The following is a 17,397-nucleotide window of genomic DNA, read 5'->3' on the forward strand; positions in this document are numbered from 1 at the left end:
CGCGTGCGTTCGCACAACGAGAAGCGGCTCGAACCACGGAATTCCGTGGTTCGAGCCGCCTCTCGTTGTGCAGGAGCACGTCGCGCCGCGGGGTGGCTCCGGTCAGCACGTCGCGCCGCGGGGTTGCTCCGGCCAGCGCGCCCAGCCGCGGGTCAGATGCGGGACTGCACCTCGGCGAGCGAGGGGTTCGTCGCGGTGCTGCCGTCCGGGAACACGAGCGTCGGCACCGTCTGGTTGCCGCCGTTGACCTCGGCGACGAGCTCGGCCGTGCCGGGCGTCTGCTCGATGTCGACCTCGCGGAAGGGGACGCCCGCCTTGGTCATCTGGTTCTTCAGGCGCGCGCAGTACCCGCACCAGGTGGTCGTGAACATGGTGACGCCGCCGGCCTCCGGCACGAACGCGTCACGGGTGATGGTGTCGCTCATGCCGCGAGCCTAGATCGCCCGGGTGGACGTGCCCCGCGAGTTCGTGGTGCACGACACCGTCCTGGTAGACAGGAGCACGTGACGGACACGCACCTCGAGATCGAGCGCACCTACGACCTGCCCGAGGGCGGGGCCCTCCCGGACCTGATCGGCGTCGGCAGCATCACCGCCACGGACCACCAGGAGCCGTTCGCCCTCGACGCGACCTACTGGGACACCGAGCGCTACGACCTGGTGGCGTCCCGCGTCACCGTCCGCCGACGCACGGGTGGCCCCGACGCCGGCTGGCACATCAAGCGCTCGGCCTCCGACACCGTCCGGCACGAGCAGCACTTCCCCCTCACCGAGGACGCCGACGCCGTGCCCGACGAGGTCCTCGCCGCCCTGTTCACCGAGCGCCGGGGCCGCGCGCTCCGACCGGTCGTGCACATCGCGACCACCCGTACGGTCACGCGCCTGCTCGACGAGGACGACGAGCAGGTCGCCGAGCTCGCCGACGACCTGGTCACCGCGCAGCGTCTGGACGCCGACGCCCCGGCCACGCCCCGCACCTGGCGTGAGGTCGAGGTGGAGGCCGTCGCCGGCGTCGACGAGCAGGTCGCGCACGAGCTGTTCGCGGCGCTGGACGGGCGCTTCGCGGCCGTGGGGGCCGCCCCTGCGGCCGTCGCGTCCAAGCTGGCACGCGGGCTGGCAGGCGCACCGGCACCGCGCCTCCAGACCGCCGACAAGCCCGAGAAGGGCACCGCGGCCCGCGCGCTCGCCAAGCAGCTGAAGAAGCTGCGCGCCGCGCTGCTCGCCCAGGAGGCGCAGCTCCGGTCCGGCGGGCCGGCCGACCTCCGCGAGACGGCCCGGACCGCCCTCGGCATCGCCGCCGTGCTCGGGTCGTACCGCCCGGCGTTCGCCGGGACGGCCGCCGCCGACCGCGCGGCCGAGGCCGCCGACGGCCTTGCCGCGGTGACCGCGCGGGCCGCACTCGCCGACTACCTGGTGGAGCGGCTGCCGTACGCGTCCTCCCCGGCGCAGGACCTCCTGGTCGACACGATGACCCGCGAGCGGGTGCTGGCGGCGACCCGGGAGCGCCGGGCGGTCGCGGTGGCCGAGGTCCTCGCGTTCCTGCACGGTGAGCCGTACCTCGAGCTGCTCGACGCCCTCGACGACGCCGTGGAGCGTCCGGCCCCGACCGACTGGGCACTCCGGTCGCCGAAGCGCGTCGCGCAGGACGTCTCGGCCGTCGAGAAGCCCCGGGTGCGCCGACTCGTGCAGACCGCGGTCGGCGAGGAGGACGACTCCCTCGGCCTGCTCGACCGCGAGGCGACCGAGCGTGCCGCGACCGAGGAGGCCTGGCGTGCCGCCACCCGGGCCCGCGCGGCGATGGACGTGCTCGGCGACGACGCGTTCCCGCACGCGCTGTGGAAGCGGATCGGCGACGCTGCGGACGTGCTGACCGAGCGGGTGCGGTCGCTGCACGCGCTCGACGTGCTGCGGGTGCACTCCGGCATCGCCGAGCGCGGTGGCGAGGGCACGTTCGGGTACGGCGTGCTCGCGGGCGACCGGGTGCGGTTGGCCGAGGACTCCTACGACCAGGCGGTGCACGCGCTCAACCGCGTGTGACGGGCGGGCGCGGGCTGCCGCGTCCGCCGCTGGCCCGCGTCCACCCCGGGCGCGGGCGCGACCCGGGGGCCGCGCCCGTTCGGGTCAGCCGGCGGCGATCGGCTCCGCAGCGGCTGCCGGGTTCACGTCGGCGAGCCCGAGCACGTCGAGCAGCCAGGCGATCTCGAACGCCCGCTCCTTCCACGAGTCGTACCGGCCGCTCACGCCACCGTGCCCGGCTGCCATCTCGGTCTTCAGCAGCACCGGGGCGCCGACCTCGCGGAGCTTCGCGGTCCACTTCGCCGGCTCGACGTAGAGCACGCGGGTGTCGTTGATCGACGTCACCGCGAGGATCCGCGGGTACTGCACGTCGTCGCGGACGTTCTCGTACGGCGAGTACTCGCTCATGTAGCGGTACACCTCGGGGTCGTGCAGCGGGTCGCCCCACTCGTCCCACTCGATGACCGTGAGCGGCAGGTCGGGGTCGAGGATGCTCGTGAGCGCGTCGACGAAGGGCACGGCTGCCAGGATGCCGGCGAAGCGCTCGGGTGCGAGGTTCGCGACCGCACCCATGAGCAGGCCGCCCGCGCTGCCGCCCTCGGCGACGAGCCGGTCGGCGCTGGTCCGCCCGGACGCGATCAGGTGCTCGGCGACCGCGACGAAGTCGGTGAAGGTGTGCTTCTTGGTGAGGGTCTTGCCGTCCTCGTACCAGTGCCGGCCCATCTCGCCGCCACCGCGGACGTGCGCGACCGCGAAGACGACGCCGCGGTCGAGCATCGACAGCCGCATGACGCTGAAGCCCGGGTCGATCGAGTGCTCGTACGAACCGTAGCCGTACAGGTGGAGCGGTGCCGGCCGGTCGGCGTCGACGGCGTCGCGTCGCCAGACGAGCGACACCGGGACCTCCGTGCCGTCGGGGGCGGTCGCCCAGTCGCGCTCCTGCACGTAGTCCGCCGGGTCGTAGCCGCCGAGGACGGGTTGGCGCTTCAGCACGGTGACCTCGCCGGTGGCCAGGTCGAGGTCGCTCACCTCGGACGGGGTGACGAACGACGTGTACCCGATGCGCAGGGTCGGCTGGTGCCACTCCGGGTTGCCGCCGAGTCCCGCCGAGAACAGCGCCTCGTCGAAGGGGACCTCGTGCGCGTCGCCGTAGCCGTCGACCTCGATCGGGATGACGGCGACGCGGGGGAGCGCCTCGGACCGGTACTCGAGCGCGAGGTGCCCGGCGAAGGCGTCCACCGACTCGATGCGTCGCTCCGGGTGGTGCGCGACGACGACCCGGCGGTCCCGCTCGGAGGTGGGGTCGTCGGCGGGCACGTCGACGAGCTCGAAGTTCTCGGCGCCGTCGTTGTGCAGGACGAGGAAGCGGTCGCTCCCGCCGACGATGGCGTGCTCGATCTCGTACTCGACGCCCTCGCGCCGGGGCCACACGACGGTGAACTCGCCGGTCGGGTCCGACGCGTCGAGGACGAGCGCCTCCGAGGTGATCTTCGACCCGAGCTCGATGACGATGTACTGCGACGACCGGGTGACCCCGACACCGACCCAGTACCGGTCGTCCGGCTCCTCGAAGACCACGACGTCCTCGGACGCCGACGTGCCGACCCGGTGCCGCCAGATGCGGTCGGGCCGCCAGGACTCGTCGACGGTCGGGTAGAACAGGTACCGTCCGGAGGGGTCGAAGGTCGCACCCGAACCGGTGTCGGGGATATCGTCGCCGAGGTCCTCGCCGGTCGTCAGGTCGCGCACGTGCAGGGTGTAGCGCTCGTCGCCCTCGACGTCCACGCCGTAGACCAGGCGGGTGCCGTCGTCGCTGATGTCGTAGCTGCCGAGCGAGAAGAAGTCGTGTCCCTCGGCCAGGGCGTTGCCGTCCAGGACGACCTGCTCACCGGGGAGCGTCCCCGCACCCTCGGCGACCGCGGGTGGGGTCCAGTCGTCGGGGCCGGTGATCGGTGCGCGGCAGTGGGTGCCGTACTGGCTGCCCTCGGCGGTGCGCGTGAAGTACCACCAGTCGCCCATGCGGACCGGCACCGAGAGGTCGGTCTCCTGCACGCGGCTCTTCACCTCGGCGAAGACACGGTCGCGCAGCGGGGCGAGGTGCTCGGTGGCGGCGTCGGTGTACGCGTTCTCGGCCTCGAGGTAGGCGATCGTGTCCGGTGACTCCTTGTCGCGCAACCACTCGTAGTCGTCGACGAAGTCGATGCCGTGGTGGGTCCGCGTCACGGGCCGCTTGGCGGCGGACGGCGGGGTGGTGGCCTGGGCGTGCTCGCTGCTCACCGTCCCACCCTATTCGGCGGGTCCGAGCGGCCGCCCACCGACGCGGTGCCGGCTCCGTCCCGAGCGCTCGTCGCCGCAGGGGATCCGCGCGCCCGGGCGTCGACCCCGTCCCGGATCCGCTCGGTGAACGCGTCGAGCTCGGCGACGACCGCGGGCGCCACCCACGCCCGGTTCCGCCGACGCGTGGTGACCGGTCGCAGGACGCCCGCTCGACAGAGGTCGTCGGTCATCCGGTCGACCACGGCCCCGACGTCGCGGCCCACCCCCGGACCGGTCCCACCGGCGGCGCGGCGGACGAGCCGCTCGGCGTGGTCCTCGGTGAGCACGGCGTCCTGCTCGAGCGCCCGCCCCAGCACCGCGTGCACCCCGGACCGGCAGACGCCCGCGGCACGGTCGACCCCCACCTCGGCGAGCAGCAGGGAGGTGACCAGGGCCTCGTCGGCTGCGGCACCCACCGCGATCGCCAGGTCCCGCACCCAGTCGTCGACCGCTCCCTGCCGGTACCGCTCGAGGTGCGCGAAGTACCGGTCGCGTTCGGCGTCGAGCACGACGGCGAGCGGGACGACGGCCGACCGCGCGGCCCCGCGGGCGCGCAGGACCGCGGCGACCAGTGCCCGACCGATGCGGCCGTTGCCGTCGGTGAACGGGTGGATCGACTCGAACTGCGCGTGCGCGATCGCGGCCTGGGCGACGGGGTGCAGGTCGTCGCGCCGGAGGAACGCGAACAGGTCGGCCATGAGCGCCGGGACGTGCTCCGGCGGCGGTGGGACGTACCGGGCCGTCCGCGGGGTGGCGCCGCCGCCGATCCAGTTCTGCACGTCCCGGTACCGCCCGGCGTCCGGCCCGTCGAGCGGGTCGTCGCGCATGAGGTGGTGGTGTGCCCGCAGCAGCGCGGGCTCGTCGACGGTCCCGCCCGACGCCGCCTCGACGAGACCGACGATCGCCTCGGCCGCGCGGACGGTCGCCGTGGCACCCGCGTTCGCCCGCGAGCCGGCGAGGGCACGGGCGATGTCCTCGGTCGTGGCGTGCTCGTGCTCGATCCGCGACGAGGAGACCGCCTCGGTGCGCGCGAGCACGTGCTGCAGGGGACCGGTGCCCGGCGCGTCGTCCAGCGCACGGAGGGCGAGCGCCGCGCGCGCGAGCAGCACCGCCGTCCCGTCGTCGGGGGACCAGACCGCCCCGGCCACGGGCGGCGGCAGCGACACCCGGACCGAGCGCAGGAGCCGGTCGGCGCGCGGGCCCCGCACGGCGCTCCGCCACGGGCGTTCCTCGGTGCGGTGCGACGGCCACACCGGCGTGGTCGTCAGGGGGGTCGTGCTGGTGGGGTCGGGCACGGGCCTCCTCGGGCGGTCGTGGGTCGGACGAGCAGGGACGCCGGCGGCGCCGGACGGCCACCGTCCAACGACGGTAGGACCGGGCGGACGCGCCCGCCAAGGAATGCACATGTCGCATGCACGACCGCGCGGCCCCGGACCCCGACCGCCGTAGCGTGGACGCATGCGTTCCTCCTCCTCCTTCGTCGTCACCGGCGCCCACGTCGTCCCCGTCTCCGCACCCGCCTTCGACGGCGGTGCCGTCGTCGTCGAGGACGGCCGCATCACCGCGGTCGGCCCCGACGTCACCCCGCCGCTCGGCCTGCCCGTCGTGGACGCCGCCGGCGCCTGGCTCGTCCCCGGCTTCGTCGAGGCGCACGGCCACGTCGGCATCCACGAGGAGGCGAACGGCTGGGCGGGGAACGACACGAACGAGATGACCGACCCGAACACGGCCGCCGTCCGGGCGATCGACGCCGTCGACATCGACGACGAGGGCTTCCGCGACGCACTGTCCGGCGGCATCACGAGCATCGTCGTGAAGCCCGGCTCCGGCAACCCGATCGGCGGACAGACCGTGGCGATCAAGACCTGGGGCGGCCGGACGATCGACGAGCAGCTCATCTCCGACGCCGTCAGCGTCAAGAGCGCCCTCGGCGAGAACCCGAAGCGCGTGTACGGCGACAAGGGGCAGACGCCCTCGACCCGCCTGGGCGTCGCGAAGGTCATCCGCGAGGCGTTCGTCGCCGCGCAGGACTACCGCGCCGCACGCGAGGCCGCGGCGGCGAAGGGCGAGCCGTTCACGCGCGACCTGACGAAGGAGACCCTCGTCCGCGTGCTCGACGGCGAGCTCGCGTGGGACCAGCACGTGCACCGGCACGACGACATCGCGACGGCCCTGCGGCTCGCCGACGAGTTCGGGTACCGACTCGTCGTGAACCACGGCACCGAGGCGCACAAGATCGCCGACGTGCTCGCCGAGCGGGACGTACCGGTGATCTACGGCCCGCTGTTCACGAGCCGCTCGAAGGTCGAGCTCCGCGACCGCGGCATCCGGAACCTCGCGACGCTCGCCGCTGCAGGCGTCCGGGTGGCGATCACGACGGACGCCCCGGTCGTGCCGATCAACATGCTCGTCGACCAGGCCACCGCCGCGGTCAAGGAGGGGCTGCCCTGGCAGTCCGCGCTCGAGGCGCTCACCACGAACCCCGCCGACTTCCTCGGCTTCGGGCACCGCGTCGGCCGCATCGAGCCCGGCTTCGACGCGGACCTCGTGCTCTGGGACGGCGACCCGCTCGCCGCGACCAGCCGCGCGACGCGCGTCTGGATCGAGGGCGCGTCCGTCTACGCGTGGGCCGACGGGACCGGCGTCACCACCCCGCGCTGGTGACCGGCTGACGGACGGTAGGCGCGTGGCGGCCCCGCCCCGCGCCTCCCGTCCGCCCTCCCCGCCCCCGGCGGGCTACTGCTCGCGGGACAGCAGGAAGTCGTTGATGCGCTCGGTCATGTCGAGGTCCACCGCGCGCGCGACCCCGTTGACCGAGCGGATCGGCGCCGCCTGGCGGACGCTGGACAGCAGCCAGAGCGCGTCGGCGGCCTCGAGGTCTGCGAGCGTCACGAGCTCGTACGACGTCGCGATGCCCTCGCGCTCGGCGAACCGGAAGACGTCGGCCTGCGTCGTGCCGGCGAGGATGCCGATGTCGGTCCGCGGCGTCACGAAGCGCCCGCCGACCGCCATGACGAGGTTGGCGCGTGTGCCCTCGAGCACGTAGCCGTCCGTCGAGACGAACAGGGCGTCGTCGGCACCGCGGCGCTCGGCTTCGCGCAGCGCGGCCATGTTCACCGCGTACGAGAGCGTCTTCGCGCCCTGCAGCAGCCACGGCGAGGTCCGCTCGACGTCGTGCCGGTAGCCGCGGTCGAGCGTCACGACCGCGATGCCCTCGGTGCGGGCCGCGCTCTGGTCGCCCGAGGGTGCGGCGTACACCCACCCGGTGGGGCGACCGCTGCCCTCGACCCCACGGGTCATCACGGTCTTCGCGAAGGCCTCGTGCACGGGGTCGAGCCGTGCGCACACCGCCTCGATCGCCCGGCGCCAGGCGTCGAGGTCGGGCGTGGGCAGGTCGAGCATCGCCGCGGACCGGACGAACCGCGCCAGGTGCGGTTCGAGGGCCTGCGGACGGCCGTCGACGACCGTGATCGTCTCGAACACGCCGTCGCCGCGGACCGCACCGAGGTCCTGCACCTGCAGGTGCTCCTCGAGCGGCTTCGCCCACGTGTACGCGTCGGCCGCGGGGTCGTGCGGCGCGGCGTCGCGCGAGGGCTGGTTGAGGACGGCGAGGACGGTGTCGGTCATGGCCCCCATCCAACCGCAGGTCAGTCGGCGCGGGGCAGCGACCCGAGGAGCTTCCACACCGCCGGTGTCAGCTCGGGGTGTTGCAGGGCGATGCGGCGCAGCCGGTGGTACTCCTCGCCGAGGGCGGTGCCCTGCCCGGAGGCCGGGTGCCCCGACCAGTGCGCGCTGCGCTGGCTGATCGCCGCGTCGAGCTCGACGGCGTCGGCACGGAGGATGAGCACGACCTGCTCGTCGACGGACGGCAGGGTGGGCATGAACTCCCACGGGTCCTCGCCGGCGCGGCTGCGGTGCTCGACGATCACCGAGATCTCCTCGGCGGCCTCGGCGCGCAGCACTTCGAGGCTGCGCCCGGTCCTGCGGGACTCAGCCACGGTGCCCCCACAGCACGCCTGCCATGCGCCAAGCCTACGTCAGCGGATCGGCCACACTGGACGCGTGACCCCGCGCGACCAGACGAAGTCCCAGCACCCACCGGTCGTCGTCGTGTACCTGCTGCGCGACGGCACGGACGGCCCCGAGGTGCTGCTCGGCGAGAAGCGACGCGGGCTCGGCGCGGGGCGCCTCGTCGGTCCGGGCGGCAAGGTCGAGCCGGGGGAGCCGCCGGTGGCGGCCGCCGTCCGCGAGGTGGCCGAGGAGGTCGGCCTGCGGCTCGACCCCGCCGACCTGGAGGCGCGTGGCACGTTGGACTACCGGTTCCCGTACCGCCCGTCCTGGTCCCAGGTCTCGGACGTGTTCGTCTGCCGCCGCTGGCAGGGGAGCCCGACGGGCAGTGACGAGCTGGTGCCGCGCTGGATCCCGGTCGACGCCGTGCCGTACGACGCGATGTGGGACGACGCCCGCTACTGGCTGCCCGGCGTGCTCGCGGGCGGGACGGTGGACGCGCGGTTCACCTTCGCCGAGGACGACGCGACGGTCGCCGGGTTCACCGGCACGGGGGTGCGGGCGGAGGGCCGCCCGTCCCGGTAGTCGCTCGGCGCTCGTCGTCGGTCAGGTCAGCGCCGGGCTTGCGTCCTGGGGGCAGCTCAGCGCTGGGGCTGCGTGCGGGTGCTGCCGGTGCGGGCCTCCTCGGCCGCGGCGAGCACGTCGGCGTCGCCGCTGCGCCCACCGAGCGGCCGGACGAAGAAGTCGACCACGCCCGCGGCGATCGCGGCGAGCACCGCGAAGATCGCCCAGCCCACGAACAGCCCGGCGACGTTGCGCCCGTCGGCCGGGGCGAGCAGCACGCTCGCGGCGTACAGCCCGGCCGCGACCACGAGGAACACGACGACGACGGTGACGAGGGCGCGGTGCCAGGCGGTGCGGGAGGTCATCGGCCCAGGATACGCCCGGCGCCGGGCGGTTCCGCGTCCTGCCCGCGAGCCCGACGCTCCGCGGGTCGCCCGCGCCGTCACCGCTCCGCGTGCCGCCCGTGGGTGCGGGAGCGGTCCGCCGTGTCGGGCCGGGCCGTCGCGTCGGCGCGCCCCGTCGCGCCGGACCGGGCCGGTCCGTCGGGCCGGGCCGACGTCCTGGACCCGTCCACCCGCGGGACGGGACGGGTGCGCGGACCGTTCCCCGCGCCTCCCGTCCGGGTCGGACCGGAGCGGTCCGCCTGCCGCACCACGGGGATGCGTCCGGTCGGGGTGGTCTCCGTCTCGAGGCCGTCCCGGCCCCCGGTGAAGACGTCCCCGGAGACGCGCTCGTCCTCCCAGTCGTCGTCGCGGAGGACACTGAGCGTGCCCGTCTCGGTCGAGGTGAGGCCGTGCCGCTCGAGCTCGGCGTCGCGCTGCTTGCCGAGGAACTCGCGGTTCGCGTTCTGGGCGTCCTGGAACATCGTGGTGCGGTTGTTCACGATCGCCGAGATGCGGCGTCGCTCCCACCACTGCTTGCCGAAGAACATCAGGACGAGCCCGGCGGCGGCGTAGCAGCCCATCGTCAGCAACCCGCGGCCGAAGCCGGGGCCGACGCCGTAGACCTCGTGCTTGATCATGTCGACCATGCTCGAGCCGACCACCACGTGGTTCAGCCACGCGAACGGCTCGGGCATGAACCACTTCGGGTAGGCGCCACCGGACGACGGCATCGACAGGAAGACGAAGCAGATCATCGCGGGGGCGGCGATGAACCGCCCGACGAAGTAGCTCAGGCCGTTGACCGCGAGGCCGATCGCGACGATCCAGCCCCAGGCGATGAGGACGAGTTCGATCCAGTGCCCGTGGATCGCGCCGACCACCGGACCGGCGAGGGTGTTCGTGATGAGCGAGATGACGAGGCCGCCGACGACGATGACCGCCATCCGGGTGCGGTGCCGCAGCGGGCCGCCCATGATGCCGATGAACATCGCGACCATGTAGCCGCCGATGCACCACGCGAGCATGACGTACATCGCGACGGTGCCGTACTCGTCGTAGGCGGGCAGCGGCGCGAGCTCGGTGACGGTGGGGGCCGGGCCACCGGTGGCCTCGATCACGCTCGAGAGCGTCGCGGGCACGAGCGACGCGACCTGGAACTGGTGCGCGCTGGCCTTGAAGACCTCGTTCGCCGACGGGTCGACCGCGACGGCCATCGTGCCCGCGAGCACGTCGCGCTTCGCCTGTGCGAGGGAGTCGTAGACGTGGAAGACGTACTCGCCCGGCAGGGCCTTGTCGACCGCGGCGACGAGCGTGGGGTCGCTGCCGACCAGGGCGACCGGGACGTCGTGCGGGTGCGGGGCGTGGAACGCGAAGACGTAGCAGAGGCAGAAGCCGACGATGAAGAACAGCGGCATCCAGAGCTGCAGGCCGATGAGCTGCAGGGAGGGGTGCAGCGTGCCGTACCAGCGGCGGTACCGGCTGACCTTCTGCGGTGCGGGGACGGGCGCCTGCCGGACCTGGGACGTCCGGGAGACCGAGCGGCTGCCGGCGACCGGGGCACCGCGGCGGGGCTTCGATCCGCCGCGCGTGGACGGTCGGGTCTGCCGGGACTTCGGTGCGGGCTTCGGCGCGGTGGTGCGCGGCGCTCCGTCTCGGTCAGGGAGGTCGGTGTTCCTGGGGACGTCGTTCCGCGGCTCGCTCACTCGGCGCTGTGCTCCTTCTCCTGGTCGGAGCGTCACGATACGCCCGGGTTGCTCCCCGCGTGCCGTGAGCGGGCGCGGCCGCCGTCCCGCGCGGGACGGTTCAGGACCGGCTGCGCGACGCCTGTGCCGAGTCCATCGCGAGCTCCTCGGCGTCGAGCGTCACGAGCACGCGGCGCATGACCTCCTCGTCGAGGTTGCCCTTCTCGCGCTCCTCGAGCACGATCTCGCGCCGACGGTCGAGCAGCTCGCGCCGGATGTCCTGGATCTGCGCACCGCGGAGGCGCATCGGGGCGTTGCGTTCTTCGTCCTCCTCTTCCTCGGCGTCGCGGCGGAAGGTCTCGGCCTGCCGCTCGAGGCGCGCCTTGAGCCGGTTCACGACGGAGTCCACCGCCTGCGGGCCGTACTGCTCCGACCAGGCCGAGCGGCGGCGTTCGAGGAGCGCGATCGCGGCCTCGGTCGTGCGCTGGTTGAGCCGCATCTCGCTGCGGACGTCCTCCTCGCCCTCGCGCGGGTCCTGCACCTTGAGCGCGCGGATGACGAAGGGGAGCGTGAGCCCCTGCAGCAGGAGCGTGCCGACGGTCACGACGAACGCGATGATGAAGATCGTGTCCTGGGCCTTGATCTCGACCGGGTCCGCCACGACCGCGACCGCTGCGGCGAGCGTCACCACGCCGCGCATGCCGGTCCACGAGACGACCGTGAGCTCGCGCCAGTTGAGCTTCGGCTCCGCCGAGCCGCGGATCCACCGCAGGGAGGGGTGACCGCGGGACAGCCGGACGCGCAGGGGCCGGACCCACCGCCCGTGGAAGCGGTTGCGCACGTACGACTCGAAGACGAACAGCGGCCGGACCAGGACCACGACGACGAGCACGACGGCCGCGGCGGTCAGGGTCTGGCCGAGGCTGCGGTCGCTCTCGACGAGGTCCTGCACGACGGTGTTCAACTGCAGGCCGATGAGCGCGAACACGAAGCCCTCGAGGATGACGTCCATGCTCGTCCACAGCGGGCGCTCCTGCAGGCGGGTCGCGTAGCCCTCCTTCGGCGAGTTGTAGCCGATGTACAGGCCCGCGGTGACGACCGCGATGACGCCGGAACCGGACAGGTGCTCGGCGAGGACGTAGGCGACGAACGGCAGCAGGATGCTCATGATCGTCTCGACGACCGGGTCGTTGATGCGCATCCGGATCCAGTGCACCGCGACGCCGAGCACGATGCCGACCGCGAAGCCGACGCCGATCGCGAGCGCGAAGATCCCGAGGTCCTGCCAGATCGTCAGCGAGGTGCCCGCCGCGATGAGGGTGAACACGCGCACGAGCGTCAGCGAGGCGGCGTCGTTGATGAGGCTCTCGCCCGACAGCACGGTCATCACCCGGCGGGGGAGCCCGAGCTTGCGGCCGATCGACGCCGCGGACACCGCGTCCGGCGGGGCGACGACGGCACCGAGCAGGATCGCCGCGGGCCAGTCCATGTCCGGGATGATCAGGTAGGCCGCGAGGCCGACGGCCAGCGCGGTGATGATCACGAGGAAGACGCCGAGTCGTCGGATCTGCTTGATCGACTGCCGGAAGCTCTGCCACGACACGTCGAGTGCCGCCGAGTACAGCAGCGGCGGCAGGACCACCGTGAGGATGACCTCGGAGTCGATCTCGATCTCGGGCAGCCCCGGGACGAACGACACCGCGAGCGCGACCGCCGTCACGAGCAGGGGCGCTGGTAGTCCCTTGGCGCGGGCGAAGCCGGTCACCGCGAGCGAGCCGACCAGCAGGATGAGGAGCTCGACGATGTCCATGGCCTCCATCCTCCCATCCGGTGGTTCCGATCCTGAACGACCCCGAAGGCCGGGTGGACGCGGGATGAACGACAGGGTTTGTGCTCAGGGGGCAGGCCTGGGACACTCGTCCGCGGTGGACATCACACTCATAGTCGTCCTGGTCATCGCGTTGGCCCTCTTCTTCGACTTCACAAACGGTTTTCACGACACCGCCAACGCGATGGCGACACCGATCGCCACGGGCGCCATGAAGCCCAAGGTGGCGGTCACGGTCGCCGCGGTGCTCAACCTCATCGGTGCGTTCCTCAGCACCGCCGTGGCGACGTCGATCTCGCACGGACTCATCAACGAGGGGCCCGGTGGCGTCGCCATCACCCCCGAGATGATCTTCGCCGGGCTCATCGGCGCGGTGGTCTGGAACATGATCACGTGGCTGCGCGGCCTGCCGTCGTCGTCCTCGCACGCGCTGTTCGGCGGGCTCATCGGTGCTGCGATCGTCGGTGCCGGGTTCGGCTCGGTGAACTACGCCGCGCTGCTGACGGTCGTGATCATCCCGGCGTTCCTGTCCCCGGTCATCGCGGCGCTCGTCTCGCTGCTCGCGACCCGCATCGCCTACCGCGTCACCCGCCGTCCGGTGTTCCCGAACGAGCGCGGCGGCTTCCGGATCGGCCAGGTGTTCACGAGCTCGATGGTGTCGCTCGCGCACGGCACGAACGACGCGCAGAAGACCATGGGCGTCATCACGCTGACCCTGATCGCCTCCGGCTCGCAGTCGGCGGACTCGGGCGTCCAGTTCTGGGTGATCGTCGCCTGTGCGCTCGCGATCGCCCTCGGCACGTACACGGGCGGCTGGCGGATCATCCGCACGCTCGGCTCGGGCCTCACCGAGATCCGCGCGACGCAGGGCTTCGCGGCCGAGGCGTCGACCGCGGCGACGATCCTGGCCTCGAGCCACCTCGGGTTCGCCCTCTCCACCACGCAGGTCTCCTCGGGCTCGATCATCGGTGCCGGCCTCGGCCGTCGCGGGTCGAAGATCCAGTGGTCGACCGCGGGCAAGATCGTGATCGCCTGGTTCATCACGCTCCCCGCCGCCGCCGCGGTCGGGGCGATCGCCTCGGCCATCGCCCTGCTCGGCGTCCCCGGCCTGGTGATCGACGCGGTCGTGGGCGCGGCCGTGATCCTCGGCCTGTACCTCTGGTCGCTCCGCAAGCCGCACGACCAGGCCGCCGCGATCGAGGTCGACGTGGCCGCGAACGCCGTGTTCACCCGCAAGGAGCTCCGCGACATGCAGCGCAAGAAGCGTGCCGCCCGGGTCGCGGAGCGTCGCGCCGAACTCAGCCGCGAGCGCACGCTGCGCCGCATGGCCGGACGCAACGGAGGACGCCGCTGATGAGCATCGACTGGTTGGCCTTCCTCACCGTCGCCGTGGTCGCGGTCGTCTCCGCGTGCTTCGTCGTCCTCGTGTACTCGATCGGGCTGCGCCTGTGGAGCGAGGCCGACACCCGTGCGGGCAAGTACACCGTGAAGGACGACGGCACGATCGGCCCGGCAACGGCCGGCTTCCCGCGGCCGGGGGCGGTGCAGCCCGCCGTGCGCGCGTTCCGCGCGCTGTCGATCGCGTGCTTCGCGGTCACCGGCGCCGCCGTGCTGTACGGGATCTCCCTGATCGTCCCGCAGTTCCACTGATCCCCGAGTCCCACCGGCGCCGGTCGCGGGACGCGACCGCGTGACGGACGGGAGGCCCGTGGCGACACCGCCACGGGCCTCCCGTCCGTCCACCGGTCACCGCGACCACCCGGCGGCCGCCCGTCGGACCGTCCCGTCTCGCGGTGCCGTGCGCCCGGTGCGGCCGCCCGCCCGTCGTTCGGTCCGACGCCACGCAGCGCCGTGCGCGCTGCCGGACCGGACCGACCGGACGGGCTAGCCTCGTGGGGTGACCGGCAACGAAGCAGCACGCACCCGCACCGAGACCGACTCCCTGGGATCCCTGGAGGTCCCCGTGGACGCCTACTGGGGGATCAACACCCTGCGGGCGCTCGAGAACTTCCCGATCACCTCGGTGCCGATCGCGGTCTACCCGGACCTGATCGTGGCGCTCGCGACGGTCAAGCAGGCCGCCGCCCGTGCGAACAAGGCGATCGGGGTGCTCGACGCCGAACGTGCCGACGCGATCGACCGTGCCGCGCAGGAGGTGCGCGACGGCGCGCTGCGGGAGCAGTTCGTCGTGGACGTCGTGCAGGGCGGTGCCGGGACGAGCACGAACATGAACACGAACGAGGTGCTCGCGAACCGCGCCCTCGAGCTGCTCGGCCGCGAGAAGGGCGACTACGGGTACCTGCACCCGATCGACCACGTCAACCGCAGCCAGTCGACCAACGACACGTACCCGACGAGCGTCAAGCTCGCGATGATCCTCGGCGTGCACCGGCTGACCGAGCAGCTCGAGCTGCTGTCGGAGGCCTTCGCCGAGCGGGGCCGCGCGTTCCAGGACGTCCTCAAGGTCGGCCGCACGCAGCTGCAGGACGCCGTCCCGATGACCCTCGGGCAGGAGTTCACCGGCTTCTCGCACACCATCCAGGAGGACGTCCTCCTGCTCCGCACGGTGACGCCGCTGCTCGCCGAGACGAACCTCGGCGCGACGGCCATCGGGACCGGCATCACCGCCGACCCGCTCTACCGCGACGAGGTCCGCCGGCAGCTCCAGGTCGCGAGCGGGCTCGACATCGTGACGGCGCCCGACCTCATCGAGGCGACGAGCGACGCGGGTGCGTTCATGACCCTGTCCGGCGCCGTCAAGCGCAGCGCCGCCAAGCTCTCGAAGATCTGCAACGACCTCCGGTTGCTCGCCTCCGGTCCGCAGGCCGGGCTCGGGGAGATCACGCTGCCGGCTCGTCAGGCCGGGTCGTCGATCATGCCCGGCAAGGTCAACCCGGTGATCCCCGAGGTGGTCAACCAGATCGCGTTCGCCGTCGCGGGTGCCGACACCACGGTGACGATGGCGGCCGAGGGCGGACAGCTGCAGCTCAACGCCTTCGAGCCGATCATCGCGCACTCGATCCTGCAGTCCCTGCAGTGGATGGCGAGCGGGTGCGCGACGCTCCGGGTGAACTGCGTCACCGGGATCGAGGCGAACGAGGCGAAGCTCGCCGCCCAGGTGGACACGAACGTGGGTGTCGTCACGGCACTGACGCCGTACATCGGGTACGCGGCGGCGGCGTCGATCGCGCACACGGCGCTGACGACCTCGACGCCGATCGCGACCCTCGTCACGGCCGCGGGGCTGATGGACGAGGACCAGGTGACCCGGGTGCTCTCCCCGGCACGGCTGTCCGGCATCGAGCTCGCGACCGGGGCGATCCCGGTCGTGACCGAGGAGATGCTCGACGCCGAGGCGGCACGGGTGGCGCGGGAGCGCGAGCAGTAGTCAGGGCTGACGCGGGCGCGTCAGGGCATCGGGGGTTCGCCGACGCGCACCTGCCGGGACAACGCCCGCAGGTGCTCGGCCGTCGGGTCCGGCTCCTCACCGGTCGACTCGTCCGCCGCCGCCTGCTCGGCAGCCGCCAGCCGGACGCGGTGCGCGGTCGCGATGTCCTGGTCCCGCCACCGGGCCAGCACGAAGTTCCGCGTGACGTCGCGCAGCGGCAGCCGGATCGACTCGTCGGCCTCGATCCCGGCGAGCAGCTGCCGCATCCGGATCACCTCGGAGTCGAGCTCCCCGCCGACCACGAGCACGAAGTTCGAGATGTACAGGTAGACGAGCAGCAGGATCGCGCCGCCGAGCCACCCGTACGCCTTGTTGCTGCCGCCGATCGTCTCGACGTAGAGGGCGAAGCCGACCGTGGCGACGGCCCAGGTCCCGATCGCGAACGCGGCACCCGCCGAGACCCACCGCAGCTGCGGCGTCTTCACGTTCGGCGTCGCGTAGTACAGCACCGCCACCATCACGACGAGGTCCACCGCGAGGACGGGCCACTTCGCCACGTTCCAGAGGTCGTCGACCCAGGACGGCCAGCCCAGCTGCGTGATCACCGCGGCCGAGATCGTCGGGGTGACGAGCAGGATGACGATCGCGATCGCACCGCCGACCATCACGAGCAGGGTGACGAGGAGCATCATCGCGCGGAACTTCCAGATCCGCCGGCCCTCCTCGACCTCGTACGCGGTGTTCATCGCGCGGCCGAACGCGGTCGCGTACCCGGACAGCGACCACAGCGTCAGCACCAGGCCGATCGTGAAGCCGGCCCACGGGTTGTCCAGGGAGAGCAGCTGGCGCAGCGGCCCCTCGAGGTGCTGCGCGGTCTCCGGCCGGACGATGAAGCCGAGCACCTGCACCACGTCGGTGAGGCTGTCGCCCTGCCGGTCGACGACCGACAGCGCGGACACCACGGCGAGGGCGCTCGGGAACACGGTGAGCAGGGCGAAGAACGTCAGCGAAGCTGCCGCGTCCACCACCCGGTGCCGGATGACGGAGTGGTAGGTGCGCCGGACGACCGCGCGGAGGCCGGTCCGCTGCAGGTCGCGCGAGGCGCTGTCGGGCATGCCGAGAACGGTACCCGACCCCGGGACGGACGGGAGGCGCGGTGCCGGGCCGCCACGCGCCTCCCGCTGCCGCGGTGCGGACCGGAGGCGCGGTGCCG

At 72.9% G+C, this 17,397-nt stretch carries 15 protein-coding genes; 6 read left to right on the top strand and 9 right to left on the bottom strand.

Annotated elements, in window-relative coordinates; genetic code table 11:
• Window positions 1-152: 152 nt before the first annotated feature.
• A complete protein-coding gene (locus QOL15_RS05570) occupies window positions 153-425 on the bottom strand; it encodes a mycoredoxin (RefSeq protein ID WP_065963863.1) in 273 nt (90 codons plus the stop codon).
• 78 nt (window positions 426-503) lie between these two features.
• Here QOL15_RS05570 and QOL15_RS05575 point away from each other — a divergent pair, with 78 nt between their 5' ends.
• Complete coding sequence (locus QOL15_RS05575; protein ID WP_071245845.1) at window positions 504-2,036, top strand: CYTH domain-containing protein; 1,533 nt, start codon at window positions 504-506, stop codon at window positions 2,034-2,036.
• Window positions 2,037-2,120: 84 nt separating this feature from the next.
• On the opposite strand, the gene QOL15_RS05580 is transcribed toward QOL15_RS05575, so the two are convergent.
• Together QOL15_RS05580 and QOL15_RS05585 are read right to left on the bottom strand one after the other, a co-directional pair.
• Window positions 2,121-4,292, bottom strand: a complete 2,172-nt coding sequence (locus QOL15_RS05580) for a S9 family peptidase (protein ID WP_071245847.1) — start codon at window positions 4,290-4,292, stop codon at window positions 2,121-2,123.
• Window positions 4,289-5,626: a Fic family protein gene (locus tag QOL15_RS05585; protein WP_071245849.1), complete on the bottom strand. Its 1,338-nt coding sequence runs from the start codon at window positions 5,624-5,626 to the stop codon at window positions 4,289-4,291. Before QOL15_RS05585 ends, QOL15_RS05580 begins: the two co-directional genes overlap by 4 nt.
• A 163-nt stretch (window positions 5,627-5,789) precedes the next feature.
• On the opposite strand from QOL15_RS05585, the gene QOL15_RS05590 reads away from it, so the two are divergent.
• Complete coding sequence (locus QOL15_RS05590) at window positions 5,790-6,995, top strand: amidohydrolase (protein ID WP_071245851.1); 1,206 nt, start codon at window positions 5,790-5,792, stop codon at window positions 6,993-6,995.
• Between the two features lie 72 nt (window positions 6,996-7,067).
• On the opposite strand, the gene QOL15_RS05595 is transcribed toward QOL15_RS05590, so the two are convergent.
• Window positions 7,068-7,958, bottom strand: a complete 891-nt coding sequence (locus tag QOL15_RS05595) for an aminodeoxychorismate lyase (protein ID WP_071245853.1) — start codon at window positions 7,956-7,958, stop codon at window positions 7,068-7,070.
• Between the two features lie 20 nt (window positions 7,959-7,978).
• A complete protein-coding gene (locus tag QOL15_RS05600; protein WP_065959777.1) occupies window positions 7,979-8,329 on the bottom strand; it encodes a tryptophan synthase subunit alpha in 351 nt (116 codons plus the stop codon).
• A gap of 64 nt (window positions 8,330-8,393) precedes the next feature.
• On the opposite strand from QOL15_RS05600, the gene QOL15_RS05605 reads away from it, so the two are divergent.
• Window positions 8,394-8,924, top strand: coding sequence for an 8-oxo-dGTP diphosphatase (locus QOL15_RS05605; protein WP_071245855.1), 531 nt, complete (start codon window positions 8,394-8,396; stop codon window positions 8,922-8,924).
• Window positions 8,925-8,980: 56 nt separating this feature from the next.
• On the opposite strand, the gene QOL15_RS05610 is transcribed toward QOL15_RS05605, so the two are convergent.
• The 3 genes from QOL15_RS05610 to QOL15_RS05620 all read right to left on the bottom strand — a co-directional run bounded on the left by QOL15_RS05610 (window position 8,981) and on the right by QOL15_RS05620 (window position 12,778).
• Entirely contained in the window at window positions 8,981-9,268 is a 288-nt protein-coding gene (locus tag QOL15_RS05610) for a hypothetical protein (RefSeq protein WP_065959780.1), read from the bottom strand.
• A gap of 77 nt (window positions 9,269-9,345) precedes the next feature.
• Window positions 9,346-10,989, bottom strand: coding sequence for an ABC transporter permease (locus QOL15_RS05615; RefSeq protein ID WP_071245857.1), 1,644 nt, complete (start codon window positions 10,987-10,989; stop codon window positions 9,346-9,348).
• 100 nt (window positions 10,990-11,089) lie between these two features.
• On the bottom strand, window positions 11,090-12,778 hold the full coding sequence (locus QOL15_RS05620) for a sodium:proton antiporter (RefSeq protein ID WP_071245917.1): 1,689 nt from the start codon (window positions 12,776-12,778) through the stop codon (window positions 11,090-11,092).
• A gap of 115 nt (window positions 12,779-12,893) precedes the next feature.
• Between QOL15_RS05620 and QOL15_RS05625 the strand changes: the two genes are divergently transcribed.
• From QOL15_RS05625 to QOL15_RS05635, 3 genes are all read left to right on the top strand, one after another.
• Window positions 12,894-14,150 (top strand): inorganic phosphate transporter, encoded by a 1,257-nt coding sequence (locus QOL15_RS05625; protein ID WP_065959785.1) that lies wholly within the window; start codon window positions 12,894-12,896, stop codon window positions 14,148-14,150.
• Complete coding sequence (locus QOL15_RS05630; RefSeq protein ID WP_071245859.1) at window positions 14,150-14,446, top strand: hypothetical protein; 297 nt, start codon at window positions 14,150-14,152, stop codon at window positions 14,444-14,446. The genes QOL15_RS05625 and QOL15_RS05630 overlap by 1 nt, the downstream gene beginning before the upstream one ends.
• A gap of 247 nt (window positions 14,447-14,693) precedes the next feature.
• Window positions 14,694-16,184, top strand: a complete 1,491-nt coding sequence (locus tag QOL15_RS05635) for an aspartate ammonia-lyase (protein ID WP_071245863.1) — start codon at window positions 14,694-14,696, stop codon at window positions 16,182-16,184.
• Between the two features lie 20 nt (window positions 16,185-16,204).
• Here QOL15_RS05635 and QOL15_RS05640 read toward each other — a convergent pair whose 3' ends face one another.
• Window positions 16,205-17,299 carry a YihY/virulence factor BrkB family protein gene (locus QOL15_RS05640; RefSeq protein WP_071245865.1) on the bottom strand — a complete coding sequence of 365 codons (1,095 nt, stop codon included), beginning with the start codon at window positions 17,297-17,299 and terminating at the stop codon, window positions 16,205-16,207.
• Between the last annotated feature and the right edge of the window lie 98 nt (window positions 17,300-17,397).

The sequence above is a fragment of the Curtobacterium sp. MCBA15_012 genome (assembly GCF_001864935.2).
In the GTDB taxonomy this organism is placed as follows: domain Bacteria; phylum Actinomycetota; class Actinomycetes; order Actinomycetales; family Microbacteriaceae; genus Curtobacterium.

What these genes read in the sequence shown, in the direction of transcription:
- QOL15_RS05590 (WP_071245851.1), top strand. Translation starts at nt 5,790, where the DNA reads ATGCGTTCCTCCTCCTCCTTCGTCGTCACCGGCGCCCACGTCGTCCCC.
- QOL15_RS05640 (WP_071245865.1), bottom strand. Translation starts at nt 17,299, where the DNA reads ATGCCCGACAGCGCCTCGCGCGACCTGCAGCGGACCGGCCTCCGCGCG.
- QOL15_RS05610 (WP_065959780.1), bottom strand. Translation starts at nt 9,268, where the DNA reads ATGACCTCCCGCACCGCCTGGCACCGCGCCCTCGTCACCGTCGTCGTC.
- QOL15_RS05595 (WP_071245853.1), bottom strand. Translation starts at nt 7,958, where the DNA reads ATGACCGACACCGTCCTCGCCGTCCTCAACCAGCCCTCGCGCGACGCC.
- QOL15_RS05630 (WP_071245859.1), top strand. Translation starts at nt 14,150, where the DNA reads ATGAGCATCGACTGGTTGGCCTTCCTCACCGTCGCCGTGGTCGCGGTC.
- QOL15_RS05570 (WP_065963863.1), bottom strand. Translation starts at nt 425, where the DNA reads ATGAGCGACACCATCACCCGTGACGCGTTCGTGCCGGAGGCCGGCGGC.
- QOL15_RS05620 (WP_071245917.1), bottom strand. Translation starts at nt 12,778, where the DNA reads ATGGACATCGTCGAGCTCCTCATCCTGCTGGTCGGCTCGCTCGCGGTG.